Origin of the sequence: Sphingopyxis granuli (assembly GCF_001559015.1) — a bacterium.
GTDB classification, from domain to species: Bacteria; Pseudomonadota; Alphaproteobacteria; order Sphingomonadales; family Sphingomonadaceae; genus Sphingopyxis; species Sphingopyxis granuli.
Genome location: NZ_CP012199.1, coordinates 1,033,297 through 1,048,153 on the forward strand (window position 1 = coordinate 1,033,297; position 14,857 = coordinate 1,048,153).

At 66.2% G+C, this 14,857-nt stretch carries 8 protein-coding genes; all 8 read left to right on the forward strand.

The genetic code is table 11. From position 1 onward, the window contains the following. Positions 1-45 precede the first annotated feature (45 nt). On the forward strand, positions 46-1,101 hold the full coding sequence (gene queA / locus SGRAN_RS04895; RefSeq protein WP_067181135.1) for a tRNA preQ1(34) S-adenosylmethionine ribosyltransferase-isomerase QueA: 1,056 nt from the start codon (positions 46-48) through the stop codon (positions 1,099-1,101). Positions 1,102-1,371: 270 nt separating this feature from the next. Next, on the forward strand, positions 1,372-3,645 hold the full coding sequence (locus tag SGRAN_RS04900) for a TonB-dependent receptor (RefSeq protein ID WP_067181138.1): 2,274 nt from the start codon (positions 1,372-1,374) through the stop codon (positions 3,643-3,645). Positions 3,646-3,700: 55 nt separating this feature from the next. Then, entirely contained in the window at positions 3,701-5,302 is a 1,602-nt protein-coding gene (locus SGRAN_RS04905; protein ID WP_067181140.1) for an arylsulfatase, read from the forward strand. A 133-nt stretch (positions 5,303-5,435) separates the two neighbouring features. Further along, complete coding sequence (locus tag SGRAN_RS04910; protein ID WP_067181143.1) at positions 5,436-7,613, forward strand: EAL domain-containing protein; 2,178 nt, start codon at positions 5,436-5,438, stop codon at positions 7,611-7,613. A gap of 58 nt (positions 7,614-7,671) precedes the next feature. After that, the gene (gene tgt / locus SGRAN_RS04915; protein WP_067181145.1) at positions 7,672-8,796 is read left to right on the forward strand and encodes a tRNA guanosine(34) transglycosylase Tgt; all 1,125 of its coding nucleotides are present in this window, start codon (positions 7,672-7,674) and stop codon (positions 8,794-8,796) included. Positions 8,797-9,083: 287 nt separating this feature from the next. Further along, on the forward strand, positions 9,084-12,179 hold the full coding sequence (locus SGRAN_RS04920; protein ID WP_067181148.1) for a TonB-dependent receptor domain-containing protein: 3,096 nt from the start codon (positions 9,084-9,086) through the stop codon (positions 12,177-12,179). A gap of 42 nt (positions 12,180-12,221) precedes the next feature. Next, positions 12,222-13,118, forward strand: a complete 897-nt coding sequence (locus SGRAN_RS04925) for a D-alanyl-D-alanine carboxypeptidase family protein (RefSeq protein ID WP_067181151.1) — start codon at positions 12,222-12,224, stop codon at positions 13,116-13,118. A 26-nt stretch (positions 13,119-13,144) separates the two neighbouring features. Next, positions 13,145-14,845 carry an N-acyl-D-amino-acid deacylase family protein gene (locus tag SGRAN_RS04930; protein WP_082737072.1) on the forward strand — a complete coding sequence of 567 codons (1,701 nt, stop codon included), beginning with the start codon at positions 13,145-13,147 and terminating at the stop codon, positions 14,843-14,845. Positions 14,846-14,857: the final 12 nt, after the last annotated feature.

The following is a 14,857-nucleotide window of genomic DNA, read 5'->3' on the forward strand; positions in this document are numbered from 1 at the left end:
ACGAACGGGCATAGGAATCCTTCCGAAGCTGTCGGCCTTTAGCCGATGCGCGTCGACGCCTTCGATTTCGAATTGCCGCCCGATCGCATCGCGCTGCGCCCGGCGCGTCCGCGCGATGCGGCGCGCATGCTGGTCGTCGCGGGCAGCGGGCTGCATGACGCCGGGGTGCGCGACTTGCCGGCGTGGTTGCGCCGCGGCGACTGCCTTGTCTTCAACGACACGCGCGTCATCCCCGCCCGGCTCGAAGGCGTGCGCGGCGGCCGCGACGGAGATGGCGCCGCCGGGGCGAAGATCGGCGCGACGCTGCACAAGCGCGTCGACCTGCGCCGCTGGCAGGCCTTCGTGCGCAACGCGAAGCGGCTGCATGTCGGGGAAACGGTCGATTTCGGCGCGGGCGTGATCGCCGTCGCCGAGCAGCGCCTGCCCGACGGCAGCTTCGTCCTTGCCTTTCAGGGGGACGAGCCGGTCGAACTGCTGCTCGACCGCGCCGGGACGATGCCACTGCCGCCCTATATTGCGGGCAAGCGCGCGACCGACGAAGCCGACCGCGCCGATTATCAAACGATGTTCGCCCGGGCCGACGGCGCGGTCGCGGCACCGACGGCGGCGCTGCATTTCACCCCGGCGCTGCTCGCCGCGCTCGGCGAGGCGGGAATCGCCAGCGAGACGCTGACCCTGCATGTCGGCGCGGGCACCTTCCTGCCGGTGAAGGCCGACGACACGGCGGATCATGTCATGCACGCCGAATGGGGATGCATCGACGCCGATGCCGCGGCGCGGCTCAACGCGGTGCGCGCCGCGGGCGGCCGGGTGATCGCGGTCGGCACCACCAGCCTGCGCCTGCTCGAAAGCGCGGCGCGCGCCGACGGGACGATCGAGCCGTTCACCGGCGACACCTCGATCTTCATCACGCCCGGCTATCGCTTTCGGGCGATCGACGGACTGATGACCAATTTCCACCTGCCGCGCTCGACATTGTTCATGCTGGTCAGCGCGTTGATGGGGCTCGATGTGATGCGCGCGGCCTATGATCATGCCATTGCGGAAGGCTATCGTTTCTACAGCTATGGCGACTCCAGCCTGCTGCTGCCGGACGGATAAGGCGAAAGCCGTCCCGGCGCATCCGCATCCAGCGGGAAGCCGGATGGCGCCGGCATCATTATGCAAATGAGGAATAGTGAGGACGCGTTTTTTTATTATTATGATATAATCCGGTCTGCCACCCAGCAATTCCGATACGCATATAAAAATGGAATAGGGGAGGCTGTGATGGCTGTAAGGGCGTCGTCGTTGGGGGGGATTCTGCTGCCCCTGTCCTGTCTTGCGGTAGCGGGAAATGCCGCTGGCCAGACGGCCGATCCGGCGCCGGGCATGGATGAAATCGTCGTCACGGCCGAAAAGCGCGCGACCAATTTGCAGGATACCCCGATCGCGGTGTCGGTGCTGACGGGCGACGACGTCACGCGCTCCGGCATCAGCGGCATGGCCGGGCTCAACGACCGCGTTCCCAATCTCGATATCGCGGGCGACGTCAGCACGCCGAACGCTACGCGCGTCACGCTACGCGGCATCGGCGCCCAGAATGTGACGCTCAACGGCGAGGCGGGCGTCGCCTTTCATCAGGACGGCATCTATTATGCGCGGCCGCAGGGGGTCAACGCCTCCTTTTTCGACATCGAGCGCGTCGAGGTGCTGCGCGGCCCGCAGGGCACGCTTTACGGCCGCAACGCGACCGGCGGCACGGTCAACATCATCGGCAAGCGGCCGCGGATGAACGAATTCGGCGGCGAGGCGACGCTGTCCTATGGCAATTACGACGCTTTTATCGGCGGCCTCGCCGTCAACGTCCCGATCCTGACCGACGTCATGGCGATGCGGGCCAGCCTGTTCCGCGACCGGCACGACGGCTATGCCCGCAATGTGGCGGGCAACAACCTGCCGAATCTCGACGACGCCGACGATCTGTCGATGCGGCTGCAACTGCTGGTCGAGCCGAGCGACCGCCTGTCGCTGTTGCTGCGCGGCAATTATTTCAAGCGCGGTGGCGTCGGCAGCGCGAGCAAGCTGATCGCCGATGCGGCCGTGCTGCCCGACGGCGCGCCCAATCCGGGCGCGGGGGACCGGAATCCCGACTATGTGATGGTTCCGGGTACGGGATTCGGCCGGATTCCCAAGGCGGGCAATTACGACCTCGGCTATTACCAGCGGAACGGTCTGATCCCGATCAGCAACGATCCCTGGGAAGTCGCTTATGATTTCCCCAGCCGCATCCGCAATACGCAGAAGACCGTGTCGGCGGAACTGAACTGGGATGCGGGGCCGGCCAATCTGACCGTGCTGGGCGCGATCATCGAGGATTCGATCTTCCAGCATTACGACAGCGATTACACCAACGTCGCGGCCGGGACGAAATATTTCCGAGGCGAGACCCGCGAAAGGACGCTTGAGGTCCGCCTGGCGTCGCCGTCGGGGTCGCGGCTCTATTGGGTCGCGGGCGCTTATTATTTCGACGAGGAGAACCGGCCGACCGGCGGGCCGCTCAGCGACAATTTCGGCGGATTGCAGATCCTCAACATCCATTATCCGCCGCTGGAAAATCTGGTCGGTCCGGGGGTGACGCTGCCGCCCGAATTCTCGGGCCCGATCGTCGTCGGACAACGAATCGACAATGCCTCGCTCGCCCTGTTCGGGCAGATGACCTATCCGCTGACCGACGCGCTGAATATCACCGGTGGCCTGCGGTGGAATCGCGACCGCAAGTTCGCGCGGCGGACCAACTATAATAATTTCGTCATCCCCGCGGCCGCGCTGACCAACGACAGCAACCGGGCGACCTTCGAAAAGGTCACGTGGAAGCTGGGCCTCGACTGGAAGGTCGCCCCCGACGCCATGGTCTACGGCTCGGTTTCAACGGGCTTCAAGCCCGGCGGCATTTCCTTCACCGCGGTCGACAAGCCCTATGGTGCCGAAACAATCACCGCTTATGAGGTGGGCGCCAAGACCGAATGGCTCGATCGCCGCCTCCAGCTCAACCTTTCGGCCTTCTATTATGATTATTCGGGGCTTCAGGTCAGCCAGCTCATGCCCGATCTCGTCGGCTTCATCATCGTCAACGCCGCGCGCGCGGAGGTGAAGGGGCTGGAACTCGAATGGCAGGCGCGGATCACCCCGCAATTCAGGCTCAGCGGCAGCGCTGCCTATCTGGACGCGACGTTCGAGGATTATGCCGACGCGCCCTATGACCCCTATCTCGCGACCAGCCTGACGCCGCAGACGGTGGATCTCAGCGGAGCACGGATGCCGAACGCGGCGCGCTTCACGGCGACGGGCGGCTTCGATCACAAGCTCGAGCTCGCCAATGGCGGAACGATCACCTCCACCGCGCGCCTGTCCTACCAGGGGGCCATGTATCTTCAGCAATATACGGCCGCGCATTATCGCCGCGCGCCCTATGCGAAGCTCGATGTGCTGCTGACCTATGGAGCGCCCGGCGGGGCATGGTCGATCACCGGCTTCGTCAACAATCTCACCAACAGCAAAGTCCTCAAGGCGATCGAAAGCATGGGAACGAACCTCGGCAACGGATTGGCGGCCCGCTATGCGGCGCCCCGCACCTATGGCGTGCGCGCCAGCCTGTCCTTCTGACATGGCGGCGCGGCGGGGTCGGAAGAGGAGCAGGGCACGCCGAACGGGCTGGCTGGTGCTGGCGGTCTTTCTGGGACTGTCGGCGCCTGCGGCCGCCGCCGGAAAGGCGGCGGAAAAGCGTCCCAACATTCTGCTGATCCTTGCCGACGATCTCGGCTATTCCGACATCGCGCCCTATGGCGGAGAGATACCGACGCCCAATTTGAGCTGGCTTGCCGGGCAGGGGCTGGCGCTCGACAATTTCTATGCCAGCCCGAGCTGCTCGCCGACGCGCGCCATGCTGCTGACGGGGCAGGACCATCATCGCGTCGGCTTCGGCAGCATGGAGGAACGGATCGCGCCCAACCAGATCGGGCGTCCGGGTTATGAAACCTATCTCAATGCGCGGTCGGTTTCGGTTGCCGAACTGCTCCGCCGAGCGGGGTATCTGACGGCGATGGCCGGTAAATGGCACCTTGGCGCGGGAGAGGAGCACAGCCCGGCCGCGAACGGGTTCGACAGGTCGTTCGTCCTGCTCGAAGGGGCGGGCAGCCATTTTCCCGACCGGCTCGGCACCTTCGCCAGCGAGCCGGTCGCCCATTACCGCGAGAACGGCCGAATGGTCGAGCGACTGCCGTCCGACTTCTTCTCCACCCGCTTCTACACCGATTATATCCTGTCGGCGATCGACGAGAGCCGGCGCGAGCGAAAGCCCTTCTTCGCCTATCTCGCCTATACTGCGCCGCACTGGCCGCTTCAGGCGCCGGACGCCTATCTGCGGCGCGCGCAGGGCCGCTACGATGCCGGCCACGAAGCGATATGGCGCCAGCGCCTCGCGCAGATGATGCAATTGGGAATCCTGCATGCGGGGCAGGCCGCGCCCGCGCACTTTTCGCGCGCATGGCAGGACATGCTTCCGGCCGACCGCGCGGTCGAGGCGAAGCGGATGGAAATCTATTCCGCGATGGTCGAGCAGATGGACGATGAAATCGGCCGCGTGCTCCGACATCTGGCCGACGGCGGCGATCTGGCGAACACGCTGATCCTGTTCCTGTCCGACAATGGCGCGGAGGGCGTCCAACCCGACCGCTTTCCGCGTAATGCACCCTGGGTCGCACGAACCTTCGACAATAGCCTCGCCAATATGGGGCGCGCCGGGTCCTATATTTCCTATGGGCCCGACTGGGCGGCGGTGAGCGCGGCGCCCCACGGCGGGTCGAAGGGCTCGGTTGCCGAAGGTGGCATCAAGGTGCCCGCCATCGTCGCCGGTCCGGCTCTCGGCATCCGCAGGGGCGAGCGCAGCGCAGCGCTGATGACGATCCGCGATCTTCCCGTCTCGCTGCTCGCGCTGGCGGGCGTGAAGGCGCCCGATTCCTATTCCGGCCGGTCCATCCTCGCCCATGCCCGCGGACGCCAGCCGCGCGTCCATCGGGCGGAGGAGCTGTTCGGATGGGAGTTGCATGGCAGTCGCGCCATGCGCCAGGGCAACTGGAAGCTGAGCCGGCCGGCTTCGCCGCAGGCGGCGTGGCAACTCTTCGACCTCGCCGCCGATCCCGGCGAAACGCGGGATATTGCCGCCGCGAAACCATCGCGGGCTGCAAGGCTGGCGGAATATTGGCGCCGCTATGCGGCGGCGAACGGCGTCGTATCGCCCGAACCGTCCGGCGCGGGGCGGTAACGCCGCGCTTCGGAGCAGGCCGTTGCGCGGGTTCGCCCGGCGTGGCGACATTTACCGTATCGCAAGGCCTGATTGGCATAGCGGTCTGATGGCGGGGATCAGTACGAATCGGGGGACCCAATCGTCCGCGCGCATGCGTGCCGACGATCCGGCGGACGCGGGCGCGGCGGCGGGGCAGCGCGGCTTTCTGGGCAAGCTCGGTTCGCGGCTCGGCGGACAGCGCGCGGAGACGCCGCTGCCCGGCCTGCATACGCGCGAGGCGGTGCTGCTGCTCCGCAATTACGAGGACAGCGGTCGCGGTTGGTTCTGGTCGACCGATGCCGGCGGCGCGCTGACCTATATCAGCGAAGCCGTCGCCGAGGTCATGGACAAGCGGGCCGCCGACCTGCTCGGTACGCCGCTCACCGACCTGTTCCACCCCGCCGACAGTCATGGCGAGCGGCAGCGCACGCTGCCCTTTCTGCTGACCCGGCAATCGAAGTTCGACGAGCTGCCGCTGCGTGCGGCGATCGATGGCGAAGAGCGCTGGTGGTCGGTTTCGGGGCGCCCGCACTTCGATGCCGCGGGCCAGTTCACCGGCTATCGTGGCAGCGGCACCGACGTCACCGCGCAGCGCCGCTCGGCCGAGGACGCCTCGCGCCTCGCCCTATACGATTCGCTGACCGGACTCGCGAACCGCTTCCACATCTCGAAGAAGCTCGAATCGACGCTCGCCGCCTTCACGCAGCAGCAGCGGAGCTGCGCGATCATGCTGCTCGATCTCGACCGCTTCAAGCAGGTCAACGACACGCTCGGCCATCCGGCGGGCGACGCGCTGCTCAAGCAGGTTGCCGAACGGCTGCTCAAGATCGTCGGCGACAAGGAGATGGTCAGCCGCCTGGGCGGCGACGAATTCCAGATCATCCTGCCCGATCAGGACGACCGCGGCAAACTGGGCGACCTTGCCGCCGAAATCATCGCCAACCTGTCGCAACCCTATTCGGTCGAGGGCAGCCGCTGCATCATCGGCACCTCGGTCGGGGTCGCGATTGCGCCCTTCGACGGCATGACCAGCGAAGACCTCGTGCGCAACGCAGACCTCGCGCTCTATGCCGCGAAGGGCGGCGGGCGCGGGCGCTTCCGCTTCTATTCGAGCGACCTCCATCAGGCGGCCGAGGATCGCCGCGCGCTGGAGGAGGATCTGCGCGATGCACTGGCGCGCGGGCAGATGGAACTCAGCTATCAGCCGGTCGTCCATTCGCAGTCGAACATGGTGACCGGCGTCGAGGCGCTGGTGCGCTGGTTGCATCCCGAGCGCGGAATCATCTCCCCCTCGATGTTCATCCCGATCGCCGAGGAGGCGAATCTGATCTGGCCGCTCGGCGAGTGGGTGCTGCGCAAGGCGTGCGAGGACGCCGCGCGCTGGCCGGGCGGGCTGCGCGTCGCGGTCAACGTCTCGCCGATCCAGTTCGCGAACGAGAATTTGCCCAAGATCGTCGCCAATGCCCTCGCGGCCACGGGGCTGTCGCCCGACCGGCTCGAGCTCGAGATCACCGAGAGCGTCTTCCTGGGCGATTCGGCCGAGACCGCGCGAATGTTCAAGGCGCTGAAAGGGCTCGGCGTGCGGCTCGCGCTCGACGATTTCGGTACCGGCTATTCCTCGCTCGGCTATTTGCAGTCGGCGCCGTTTGACAAGATCAAGATCGACCAGAGCTTCGTGCGCGGCGCGACGGAGAAGGGGTCTCGGAATGCGGCGATCATTGCGGCGATCGTAGCACTTGCCGAGGCGCTCGACATGGAAACGACGGCGGAGGGCATCGAATCGCTCGACCAGCTCGACCTGATCCGCAAGCTGGGGGTCAGCCACGTCCAAGGCTATGTCTACAGCAAGCCGGTGGCTGACGGCGAACTGGTCGAGCATGCCGAGGCGGGGTCGTGGACGATCAAGCCGTCGGGGCCGGCGAAGCAGCGCAACGACCGTTTCCAGATGTTCCGCAAGGTCGGCGCGGTCCACGGCAATCATCGTTATGCCGTCGTCATCCGCAACCTGTCGGCGACCGGCGCCTTCATCGAAGGACTGCTCGACGTGCCGGTGGGCACGCAGTTCGTGATCGACTTCGGCGAGGGGCAGCTCGTGACCGCCACCGTGCGGCGCTCGACGAAGCATCAGCAGGGCATCGAGTTCGAGCATTCGCTCGTCAGCGACGGCAACGGCGGGCTGTGCACCCGCCACCGCGTCTCGCCCTATCTGATCGCGGCGGCGAACCAGCAGATCGAAACGAATATGACCTTGCCCGCCTTCACGACGACGAACGACTGGAAGGCCGCCTGAGGCGCCTCCGCGCCGCCGCCCTCGACTTTCGGCGGCGCCCCCGCCATAGGCGCGCGCGATGACCGACAGATTCGCCTTCACCGTCGCCGCGACCGACGGCCCCGCGCGGACGGGCGTGATCCGCATGGCGCGCGGCGAGATCCGCACCCCTGCCTTCATGCCGGTCGGCACCGCGGCGACGGTGAAGGCGATGCGCCCCGCGGAGGTGCGCGCGAGCGGCGCCGACATCATCCTCGGCAACACCTATCACCTGATGCTGCGCCCGGGGGCCGAGCGCATGGCGCGGCTCGGCGGGCTGCACGATTTCATGGACTGGGAACGGCCGATCCTGACCGACAGCGGCGGCTATCAGGTGATGAGCCTGTCGGCGCTGACGAAGCAGAGCGAGGAGGGCGTCGCCTTCAAGAGCCATCTCGACGGATCGCGCCACCTGCTGACCCCCGAACGCTCGATGGAGATCCAGCGGCTGCTCGGCAGCGATATCGTCATGGCGTTCGACGAATGCCCGCCCGCCGGGGTCGACGCGAAACGCGCCGAGGCGAGCATGGAGCGCTCGATGCGCTGGGCGGCGCGCAGCCGCGCGGGCTTCGACGCAGGCGAGGCGCACGCCGCACGCGCCGCACTGTTCGGCATCCAGCAGGGCTCGCTCGACGAAAGGCTGCGCAAGCGTTCGGCCGAGGCGCTGATCGACATCGGCTTCGACGGCTATGCGATCGGCGGCCTTGCGGTGGGCGAGGGGCAGGCGGCGATGTTCGGCGTGCTCGACTTCGCGCCCGCCCAGCTTCCCGCCGACCGGCCGCGCTATCTGATGGGGGTCGGCAAGCCCGACGATCTGGTCGGCGCGGTCGCGCGTGGCGTCGATATGTTCGACTGCGTGCTGCCGACGCGATCGGGCCGCAACGGGCAGGCCTTCACCTGGGACGGACCGGTCAATATCCGCAACGCGAAGCATGCGGAGGACCTGGGACCGCTCGATACATCGTGCGGCTGTCCGGTCTGCACGACCTGGTCGCGCGCCTATCTCCACCACCTCGTCCGCGCGGGCGAGATGCTCGGCGCGATGCTGATGACACAGCACAATCTGCATTTCTATCAGGCGCTGATGCAGGCGATGCGCGACGCGATCGCGGCCGGACGCTTCGCCGCCTTCCAGACCGGTTTTACGGCCCGCTACCGCAAATAGGACGCCATCCCCTCGCCTTTTGAAAGGGTATGGAGCAATTGCGGCCGGCACGTAATGCCTTTTCCGCCGCTGCCGCGCTGCGAAGGCAGGGCATAACCTGAAGGCATACCCTGTCGAACCGATTTGGGTTGAGCACCTTCCTTCGTCTGATAGCTTGATCTGCGAATACGCAAGACAAGATCAGATAAAATCTCGCCGATAAATCAAATCCCTCAGTTCGTCTTGAGGGGCTGACATCGTGCGACGTAATGAAAATTCACATATAAATAAAAAAGGGGTAGAGGGGGATGAAAAATTCTGTCGGATATTTGATGGCGGGCACGGCAATTGCGTTGCTTCTGCCCTCTCCGGCTTTCGCGCAAGCGAGTTCTTCTTCTGATGCCCCGGCCACAGCGGAGGATGTTCAGGCCCCCGCATCGCCACGTGAGAATCCGGGCGACATCGTCGTCACCGGATCGCATATCCAGGGCGCCAACCCGACCGGGCTGCTGCCGGTCACGAACATGGACGAAGACGAGGTTGCGGCGACCGGCGCCGATACTGGCGACGACCTGTTCCGCGAGGTCGCGCAGGCGGGCGACGTCGGTTTCAATGAAAGCCGGATGTCGGGCAATCTGACCGATTCGCGCGGGGACGTCGCGTCGATCAACATCCGCAGCCTGGGCACGGGCAACACGCTGGTGCTGCTCAACGGCCGCCGCATGGTCAAGCATCCCGGCACCCAGGTCGAGAATCTGGTGCGCGTGCAGACCGCGAACATCAACGAGATTCCCGTCTCCGCCATCCGCCGCGTCGAGATCCTGCGCGACGGCGCCGCCGCCATCTATGGCGCCGATGCGGTCGCCGGGGTGGTCAACATCGTGCTCGACAAGCGGTACGAGGGGCTGAAGCTGACGGCGCGCTACGGCTTTTCGGAGGATACCGACCATTATCGCCTCAGCTCTTCCTTCAAATGGGGGCGGAGCTTCAACGACGGGCGGACGAACCTGACGCTGTTCGGCAGCTATTACAAGGCGAGCCCGATGCGCGCCGACGAGCGCGACTATTCGGCCAGTTCGGACCAGCGGCCGCGCGTCGAGGGAACGCCGTTCGAGGGCGATACCAACTTCGACCTGCGATCGAACACCAACCCCTGGGCGTGGCTCGTCCTGGTCAACCCGCGCACCGTGCGCCAGGGCACGACGGCGCTGACCAACAGCAGCGGCCAGTTCCACATCGTTCCGGTGCAGAACGGCTGTTCGGGGTCGAGCGTCATCGCCGGCGGCAACTGCCTGAAGACCGGGTTGCAGTCGGCCACGACCGACCGCAACCTCTACTGGAACGAAAACGACCAGCGCTGGCTGCTCGGCGGACGCGAGCGTTACAATCTGTACAGCACGCTCGAACATGAATTCTCGGAGAATCTCGAGGGCTTTGCCGAGTTCAACTATTATCGCGCCGACTATCAGGGGCAGCGCAACCGGGTCGGCACCACATCGACCTCGATGATCCGGATTCCGGCGAGCAATTACTGGAATCCGTTCGGCCCGCTCACCATGCCCGACGGCAGCCCCAATCCGAACCGCCTGCCCGGCCTGACGCTCGCGACGGTGCCGGCGGAAGGGCTCGACGTCTATCTGCGGACCTACACGCCCGTGGACGTCGGCCCGCGGCCCTATACGGTGAAGGATGAAAATTATCGCGTCGTCGCGGGTCTGCGCGGCCGGTTCGGCCGGTTCGACTGGGAATCGGGCTTCGTCTATTCCGAGGCGCACAAGAAGGACATCAGCCACGCCGAGATCAGCAAGACGCTGTTCCAGCAGGCGCTGGCCCGCACCACGCCCGATGCCTACAACCCGTTCAACGGATCGAGCGCCACCGATCCGTCGGGCCCCGACGCCCTGCCTTCGGAAGACCTGACCAGTTTCCTGGTCAGCAACACGCGTGCTTCGAAATCGTCGCTGGCGTCGTGGGATGCCCGGCTGTCGACCCCCGACCTGTTCCAGTTGCCGGCCGGCGACGTCGGTATCGCGCTGGGGACCGAATGGCGGCGCGAAACCTATGCTGACGACCGCGGCGACCGGATCAACGGCACGATCAAGTTCGAGGACATGTTCGGTCGCACCGACGGCAATTCGGACAGCGACATCATGGGGTCGCAGCCGCTTCCCAACACCGCGGCGAACCGCAACGTCATTTCGGCCTACGCCGAACTGGCGATCCCGTTGGTATCGCCCGAGATGGGCATGCCGCTGATCCGCGCGATCGACGTGCAGCTGGCCGGCCGGGTCGAGCGCTATTCGGACTTCGGCTGGATCGCGAAGCCCAAGGTGGCGGCGTCGTGGGAAATCGCGCCCCGCCTGCTCGTGCGCGGGTCGTGGTCGCAGAGCTTCCGCGCGCCCGACCTGGCGCAGGTGTCGAACGCCGACTCGCAGGCGAGCAGCGGCTATCAGGATTATTATCGCTGCGAGGCCGACAAGCGCGCCGGCCGCATCCCCGATTTCGGCGTCTGCGCCCGCGCGACCACGCTGACCAACTATCGCGCCAATGCCGACCTGCTGGCCGAGGATGCCGAAACCTTTTCCTACGGCGTCGTTTTCCAGCCCAAGCTGCCGAGCGGCTGGGGACGGCTGACGCTGATGCTCGATTACTGGCGCGTCCATCAGATCAACGCGATCGGCCTGTTCGGCGCCGGCAATCATATCGCGCTCGATTATCTTCTGCGCCTGCGCGGAAGTTCGAACCCCGCCGTGATCCGCGACGAGGTGACGCCCGAGCAACTCGTCACCTTCGCCGGAACGGGGCTCGAGCCGGCCGGCACGATCATCGAGGTCTTCGACCGGTTCATGAACCTTCAGCCCGAAACGATCGAAGGGCTCGACATCACGGCGCGATACGATGTCCGGGGAACGCCGATCGGCAATATTTCGGTCCGGCTGAACGCGGCCCACCTGCTCAAATATCAGCAGGAACCGTCGGCCATGGCGCAGGAACTGCTCGACGCGCAGGCATCGGGAGAGATCGATTCGCAGTTCCTCGTTCCCGGGACGGGCGACCTTCTCCGCCAGAACGGCCGTCCGCGGTGGCGGGTGACCGGAAGCCTGACCTGGCGCAACGGGCCCGTCGTCGCCGGCATGTCGGCGCGCTACATCAGCTCGGTCGAACAGACGGGTGCGCGGCTCGCCGACCTCACCCTGTGGCAGGTCGACTCGTGGACCACGGTCAACGCCTATGTCGGTTATGATTTCAAGCACGGGGCGATGAAGGGGACGAGCGTCCGGTTCGGCGTCAACAATATCGCCAACAAGGCGCCGCCGCTGGCGGCCGCCGACTTCGGCTACCTCGGCTCGCTTCACAACTCGATCGGCCGTCACTTCTACGCCCAGCTGTCGAAGTCCTTCTGAGCGCCGCCGGCCGCTCTGCCCCATTACCCAGAGGAGATTTTCATGCGTAGGTTCAAAGGGCTCTATACAGCGCTGGCGGCCGGGCTGATCGCTGTTTGCGCGACCCCCGCGATGGCGCAGGCCGACGATGCGACCGAACAGGATGCGGCGGGCATTTCGGCGCCGTCCTGGATCATGGTCGACAATCCGAGCGGCAAGGTCATCGCCCAGCACAATGCAGAGGAACGGCTCAAGATCGGCGGTTTCCCCAAGCTGATGACGGCGCTTCTGGTGGCGCGGCTCGCGGCGGAGGACCCGAAGCTGCTCGACCAGACAATCGAGATCCAGGCCTATATGACGAAGATCCAGGTGACCAAGTCGGGCGCTTTGGGCGGCGAGCGCATGACCGTGCGCGACGCGCTCTATGCGACGCTGGTCGGGGCGGCGAGCGACACCGCGCTCGCGCTGTCGCGGACGTTCAACAATCGCTTCGCCGAATCGAACTTTCGCCAGCTGGAAAAGGTTCCGGCGCACAGCCGGTCGTTCATCGCCGAGATGAACCGCGCCGCGCGCAAGCTGGGCATGAAGGACAGCGTCTTTCGTTCCGCCTATATCGACGCCGGGGAGAACGGACGCGCCAGCACCGCCCACGACCTTGCGCGTCTGGGGATCGCGGTGATGGCGGACCCGATCCTGCGCGAGATCGTCGGCGCCAAGAGCTATAGCGCGACGATCATCGGCACCGACGGCACGACCCGCAGCAAGTCGTGGAACAACGGCAACCGCCTGCTTGGGCCGGACGTCGGCGGCGTCGCGACCACGGGCACCCCGTCGTCGGGGCAGAGCATCATCCTGGCGACGTCGAAGAGGGGCAGCAACCGCATCATCGTCGTGCTGGGAAGCGAGACCTCGTCGCAGCGGTTCGCCGACGCGAAGGCGATCGCGGCGTTGGCCAACTGACGTCCGGCCGGCGGGGAGGTGAGAAGATGGCCAAGGAAAATGAAACGCGCGATCCGGTGGTGCCGCTCGATCGCCGCGCCTTGCTGGGGCTGCTCGGCGCGGGCGGGGCGGGGGCGCTGCTTGCCAGCCATGCGGCCCTGGCCGCGGACGGCGGCGAGGGGGCGGCGGCGACCGGGCCCTATGACCTCGTCATTCGGGGCGGCCGCGTCGTCGACGGCAGCGGCGCGCCGGGATTCGAGGCCGACGTCGCGATATCGGGCGGCCGGTTCGTCGAGGTCGGCGCGGTCGGCCGGCGCGGCAAGCAGGAGATCGACGCGCGCGGGCTGGTCGTTTCGCCGGGCTGGATCGACACGATGGATCAGTCCGGCCGCGCGGTGCGCAATCGCGGGTCGGGCGGCAGCAAGGTCCGCATGGGCCTGACCACCCTGATCGCGGGCGAGATGGGAACGCCGGTTCCCGCCGACCAGGTCTCGGCCTATCTGGCCGACCTCGACGCCAATGGCATGGCGGTCAATTTCGGCACCTATTACAGCGCGTCGCAGGCGCGGCGGGCCGTGGCGGGATCGTCCGCCGCGCGGCCGAGCAAGGCGCAGATCGCGGAGATGGCCGATCTGGTCGACGAGGCGATGCGCGCCGGCGCGCTCGGCATGTCGACGGCACTCATCTATCCGCCCGCCAGCTTCATGACGACGGAAGAGCTGATCGAACTGGCGCGTCCCGTCGGCCGTTACAAGGGGACCTATGCGACCCACATGCGCGACGAGGGCGAGTTCGTCCTCGACGCGATCGACGAGGCGATCGGGATCGGGCAGGCCGCCGGAACCGACGTTCATATCTATCATCTGAAGGCCGCCTTCGCGCCGGGCTGGGGCAAGCTGATCGGCGAGATGGGGCGCAAGATCGACCGCGCGCGCGCGGGAGGCCTCAACGTCTTCGCCGACATGTATCCCTATGAAGCGGCGGGAACCGGACTGCGCACGACCGTTCCCAACTGGATGTTCAAGGATGGGATGGCGCACGCGAAGGAACAGCTTCGCGACCCGGCGATCCGCGCCCGGCTGAAGGCCGAGGTCGCCAAGGGCAACCAGAAGGACTGGACCAACTTCGTCTACAACGCCGGCGGATGGGACCGGGTGGTGCTCGGCGTGCCGTTCAGCGAGGAATATGATCGCTTCCGCGGCATGAAGATCACCGACATCGCGGCGGCCTTGGGCAAGGACCCGGCCGATGCGGCATGGGACATCGTGCTGGCGGAAAAGCAGCGCGCCAGCGCCTTCTATTTCATGATGAGCGAGAAGGACATTGAAACGGCGCTGAAGTTTCCGTGGATCGGCATCGGCAGCGATGCCGGGGTCCGCTATGGACCGGGAAGCGACAAGGGCTATCCGCATCCGCGGTCTTATGGGTGTTTCCCGCGAATCGTTGCCGAATATGTCCGCCGCCGGAAGGTGCTGACGCTCGAACAGGCCATCGCCAAGATGACCTCGGTGCCCGCGGCCAATCTTCGTCTTGCTGGGCGCGGCATGATCAAGCCGGGGAACTGGGCCGACGTCACCATCTTCGACTACGCGCGCATCGACGACGTCGCCACGTTCGAGAATCCGATCCAGCTGCCGGTGGGCATCGAACATGTGATCGTGAACGGCACGCCGACGATGCTGGCCCGCAAGCGGACCCCGGCGCGGCCCGGCAAGGTCCTGCGCGGGCCCGGCGCCCGCGCCGCATAGGCGCAACCACGA